At 62.3% G+C, this 4,650-nt stretch carries 7 protein-coding genes and 1 pseudogene; 7 read left to right on the top strand and 1 reads right to left on the bottom strand.

The features are described 5' to 3' along the window. Together EOA22_RS24855 and EOA22_RS24850 are read left to right on the top strand one after the other, a co-directional pair. Positions 1-345: pseudogene (locus EOA22_RS24855) on the top strand (hypothetical protein); the annotation flags it as partial. Beyond that, positions 345-686, top strand: a complete 342-nt coding sequence (locus EOA22_RS24850) for a DUF6105 family protein (RefSeq protein ID WP_063167955.1) — start codon at positions 345-347, stop codon at positions 684-686. The pseudogene EOA22_RS24855 and the gene EOA22_RS24850, both read left to right, overlap by 1 nt. On the opposite strand, the gene ruvX is transcribed toward EOA22_RS24850, so the two are convergent. Beyond that, positions 604-1,110 carry a Holliday junction resolvase RuvX gene (ruvX, locus tag EOA22_RS24845; RefSeq protein ID WP_063170231.1) on the bottom strand — a complete coding sequence of 169 codons (507 nt, stop codon included), beginning with the start codon at positions 1,108-1,110 and terminating at the stop codon, positions 604-606. The two genes, EOA22_RS24850 and ruvX, sit on opposite strands and share 83 nt — an antisense overlap. Positions 1,111-1,232: 122 nt before the next feature. Here ruvX and EOA22_RS24840 point away from each other — a divergent pair, with 122 nt between their 5' ends. The 5 genes from EOA22_RS24840 to EOA22_RS24820 all read left to right on the top strand — a co-directional run. Beyond that, positions 1,233-1,940, top strand: a complete 708-nt coding sequence (locus EOA22_RS24840; RefSeq protein WP_127390279.1) for a metal-dependent hydrolase — start codon at positions 1,233-1,235, stop codon at positions 1,938-1,940. Positions 1,941-1,964: 24 nt separating this feature from the next. Further along, positions 1,965-2,381 carry a hypothetical protein gene (locus EOA22_RS24835; protein ID WP_082826453.1) on the top strand — a complete coding sequence of 139 codons (417 nt, stop codon included), beginning with the start codon at positions 1,965-1,967 and terminating at the stop codon, positions 2,379-2,381. A gap of 130 nt (positions 2,382-2,511) precedes the next feature. Then, complete coding sequence (gene gatC, locus EOA22_RS24830) at positions 2,512-2,799, top strand: Asp-tRNA(Asn)/Glu-tRNA(Gln) amidotransferase subunit GatC (RefSeq protein WP_013531787.1); 288 nt, start codon at positions 2,512-2,514, stop codon at positions 2,797-2,799. An 8-nt stretch (positions 2,800-2,807) separates the two neighbouring features. Further along, positions 2,808-3,263, top strand: coding sequence for a GNAT family N-acetyltransferase (locus EOA22_RS24825; RefSeq protein ID WP_013531786.1), 456 nt, complete (start codon positions 2,808-2,810; stop codon positions 3,261-3,263). After that, on the top strand, positions 3,263-4,650 hold a 1,388-nt coding region (locus EOA22_RS24820), incomplete at its 3' end, for an amidase family protein (RefSeq protein ID WP_127390278.1). The genes EOA22_RS24825 and EOA22_RS24820, both read left to right, overlap by 1 nt.

Below are 4,650 nucleotides of genomic sequence, written 5' to 3'. Positions count from 1 at the left end.
CCCCCGATGACGATCAGCGACAACACGCCGGACGCCGACAGCGTTGCCCGCATCGTCTTCATCTGCGCGTCCGGCGTGTTGTCGCTGATCGTCATCGGGGGTGCTGCGCAAGGCATAAACGGGCTGTTCATGGCTGTTGCCGTGCAGCTGGCAGCACTTCTGGCATCCTATGTCGCCATGCTTGCCGAACGGCGGTCCGTGGTTGCGGCAGCGGCTTCGGGCGAAGGCGAGATCCATGCCGTCGCGCACGGCATGGCAAAAGCCGCAGCCCACAATTCGCTGCTTTCACTCATATCAGGCCGAACGGTGTCCAAAACCGGCTCCAATCCCAGGGGAGGCCGCTGATGCGCTACATCTTCGGATGCTGGGCGGCGCCGATGGCGATTTTCTGGGGCTGGTTCTATCTGTCGGCCAATGACATCAATTTCGGCTACGCGATGCTCAGCCGACAGATGCACGACTTCTTCTTCCGGCTCTACGGTCAGATGCTCGGCATCGATCCGGCGATCATCCCCGGCATGGTGGCGAAGACGTGCGTCTTCGACGGGTTGCTGCTGATGGCGCTTTGGGCATTCCGCCGTCGCCGCGAAATCGCCGGCTGGGTCAGACAGCGCTGGGCGGATCCGGTTCCGTTCGAGCGGATGCGTGGAGCGACTGAAGCCGGTCCAAAACTCCCTGCAGAATAAACGCGGCTGCCGCCGAATCGATCTTGCCGGCGCGCTTGCGGCGCGAGAAATCCATCTCGATCAGCGTCCTTTCGGCCGCGACCGTCGATAGCCTTTCATCCCAGAGCACGAAGGGCAGGTCGCTCATTTGTGCCATGTTACGGACGAAGGCGCGCGATTTCTGCGCACGCGGACCTTCCGAGCCGTCCATGTTGATCGGCAGCCCAATCACCACGGCGCCGGCATTCTCCTTCTGCAGCAAGGCGAGCAGCACCGCCGCATCGAGCGAAAATTTCCTTCGCATGATGACCGGACGCGGATGGGCGAAGGAAAACCTCTGGTCCGAGACCGCGACGCCGATCGTCTTGTCGCCGAGGTCAAGCCCCGCCAGCGTCTTGCCGCCGGCTAACCGCGCCGGCAATTCTTCGATCGCGATAATGCCCACCGGCCGTCCTTCGCCTTTCACCACCAGGTGTTTTGTCAAACGCGTGGCGGACAAGTAACCCTTTGATCTCGGGGCCATTGGCGTTCTATCCTTTGGCAAGTCAAAAATCGAGGAATGCATTCATGAAACTGACCTGGTACGGCCACTCGGCCTTTCGGATCGATACCGCTGATGCCAAGATCCTCATCGACCCCTATCTGATAGGCAATCCGTCATGGACGGGTGGCTGGGAGGGCCCGGCTGAGGGTGTCACGCATGTGCTGCTGACGCATGGCCACAGCGACCACATCAGCGGCGCGGTGGAGGTGCTCGGCAAAAGCGGCGCCCAGCTCGTCGCCAATTTCGAGATCTGCATGTATCTGGTCGGCAAGGGCGTCAGCGACAAGAAGATCAATCCCGGCAACATCGGCGGCACCGTCGATTGCGGCAGCTTCACCACCACTTTTGTCCAGGCGCTGCACTCATCCTCGTTCCCGGGCGAGGGCGGCCAGAACACCTATCTCGGCAATCCGGGCGGCCTCGTCCTGCATTTCGCGGAAGACAAAACGCTCTATCACATGGGCGACACCGACATCTTCTCCGACATGGCGCTGATCAACGAGTTGCATGAGCCGAAGATAGGCCTGGTGCCGATCGGCGACCGCTTCACCATGGGCGGCGCGGTGGCGGCACTTGCCTGCCGGCGCTTCTTCAAATTCGACACCGTGGCTCCCTGCCACTTCGGCACGTTTCCGATGATCGACCCGACCGCCGATAAGTTCGAGGCCGGCCTGGAAGGATCCGGTGTAAGGCTGGCGTTGCCGAAAATCGGTGAGACGATTACGATCTAGAAACAGCTAAAGTGGAATAAATCCATGGTATTGGGGCGATCTCTTTGCGTTTCCATGTTTGTCGCGGCGTCGCCCGCGCTGGCCGCGGATGATTTCATCGAAGGCGTCTACCTTCAGTCCGAAGAGCTTTGCACGCAGGCCAAAAAGGACACGCTGCAAACGCTGATCGACGCCGGCAACATCGTGCTTTCGGCGCACGGCCTGCAGAGCGTGGAATACAATTGCGAGTTTCTGCAGGTCAGCAAGGCGACCGCTTCGCCGAGCTGGGCGGTGACGGCCCTCTGCCAGGAACCGGGCTATGTCTTCCCGGATGTCCTCTCGGTGACGCAAATGAACGACAAGCAGATCGATCTCGTGTCGGTCCGGCCCGTCAACGACGAAAGCGAAGCAAGCGGCAACAGCGGCAGCTACTATCTGTGCGAGGGCGTTGCCCTGCCGTAGACATCATCTTGTGCGTGGATCGATGGCCGAAGACTAGGCCGCCGCCGCAGCCTGGTCTCTCGCACGATGCATGTTGCGCAGCGCGCGCGGCGCCGCTATAGCCCGAACTGGTTTTCCCCGAGGCAAAAACATGTCCGTAGATCTTCAGACAGTGAAGCGCGTCGCGCATCTCGCCCGCATTGCGGTGAGCGAGGAAGATGCCGAACGGATGACCGGCGAGCTGAACGCCATTCTGGGCTTCGTCGAACAGCTGAATGAGGTCGATGTTTCCGGCATCGAACCGATGACCTCGGTGACGCCGATGGACATGAAGAAGCGTCAGGACGTTGTTACTGACGGCGGCAAGGCAGCTGACATCGTCGCCAACGCGCCGGCGACCGAAGAGAATTTCTTCCTCGTGCCGAAGGTCGTGGAGTAAACCGGCCGATGGCAATCGACATCGCCATTGAAACGCCACTGCAGGACGACGTGCGCGGCCTGGTCGAGGAACTCAACCAGACCTTGCTCGAACTGACGCCGCCGGAGCATTGCTACCATCTGACGGTCGAGCAGATGGCTGGTGAGGACACGACTGTCTTCATCGCCCGCGACAACGGCATGGCCATTGGCTGCGGTGCGCTGAAACGCCATGACGGCGCTGTCGGCGAGGTCAAGCGCATGTACACGCGGCCCTCGCATCGCGGGCAGAAGATCGGCGCGAAAATCGTCGAGCAGGTCGAGGCGCTGGCGCGCAACGAGGGGCTGAAGCGCCTGGTGCTGGAGACGGGCGACCGTCACCCCGCGGCGTGGACCGTCTACGAACGCGCCGGGTTTTCGCGTTGCGGCCCGGTGCTGGATTATCCCGATTCCGAGTGGTCGGTGTTTTACGAAAAGAGCCTTTGATGAGCGACCTGACCCAGCTGACGATTTCACAGGCCCGCGCCAAGCTGCACGGCAAGGAAATCACCGCGACCGAGATCACCGAGGCCTATCTCTCGGCCATCGATCGCGCCAATCCCGCGCTCAATGCCTATGTCGCGGTGACAGGCGACAAGGCGCGCGACATGGCCAAGGCGTCCGACGCAAGGCTGGTCAAGGGCGAGGGCGGTGCGCTGGAAGGCATCCCGCTCGGAATCAAGGACCTGTTCGGCACCGAAGGCGTCCATACGCAGGCCTGCAGTCATGTGCTGGACGGATTCAAGCCGCGCTACGAATCGACCGTTACGTCAAATCTGTGGGCCGACGGCGCCGTCATGCTCGGTAAACTCAACATGGACGAGTTCGCCATGGGCTCGTCCAACGAGACGTCCTACTATGGCCCGGTCATCAATCCGTGGCGGCGCTCGCGCCTAGACACGGTGGTGATGCCGACGACGCATCAGGGTGATGGCGGCTTCGTCTCGGCCGGCGGCACCAGGACCGCGCGCAGCCTGGACAATGCGCAGCTGGTGCCGGGCGGTTCTTCCGGCGGTTCGGCAACCGCAGTGTCGGCCTTCCTGTGTGCCGGCGCGACCGCGACGGATACTGGCGGCTCGATCCGCCAGCCGGCCGCCTTCACCGGCACGGTCGGCATCAAGCCGACCTATGGCCGCTGCTCGCGCTGGGGCATCGTCGCCTTCGCCTCGTCGCTCGACCAGGCCGGCCCGATCGCTCGTGACGTGCGCGATGCCGCGATCCTGCTGAAGTCGATGGCCTCCGTCGATCCGAAGGACACGACGTCGGTCGACATGCCGGTACCGGACTATGAGGCCGCGATCGGCAAGCCGATCAAGGGCATGAAGGTCGGCATTCCCAGGGAGTACCGCGTCGACGGCATGCCCGAAGAGATCGAAGCGCTGTGGCAGAAGGGCATTGCCTGGCTGAAGGACGCCGGCGCCGAGATCGTCGATATTTCCCTGCCGCACACCAAATATGCGTTGCCTGCCTATTACATCGTGGCGCCCGCCGAGGCTTCGTCCAACCTCGCCCGCTACGATGGCGTCCGCTACGGCTTGCGCGTGCCGGGCAAGGATATCGTCGACATGTATGAGAAGACCCGTGCCGCCGGTTTCGGCCGTGAGGTCAAGCGCCGTATCATGATCGGCACCTATGTGCTGTCGGCCGGCTATTACGACGCCTACTATCTGCAGGCGCAGAAGGTGCGCAATCTGATCAAGCGGGATTTCGAGACTGTCTTCGCCGCCGGCGTCGATGTCATCCTGACCCCGGCAACGCCATCCGCCGCCTTCGGCATCGCCGACGAGGACATGGCTGCCGATCCGGTCAAGATGTACCTGCACGACATCTTCAC

It is taken from the genome of Mesorhizobium sp. M7A.F.Ca.US.014.04.1.1 (assembly GCF_003998745.1).
Taxonomy (GTDB): Bacteria; Pseudomonadota; Alphaproteobacteria; order Rhizobiales; family Rhizobiaceae; genus Mesorhizobium; species Mesorhizobium ciceri.
The sequence above is the reverse complement of the archived record's forward strand: the minus strand, read 5'-3'. Positions and strand labels throughout refer to the sequence as shown.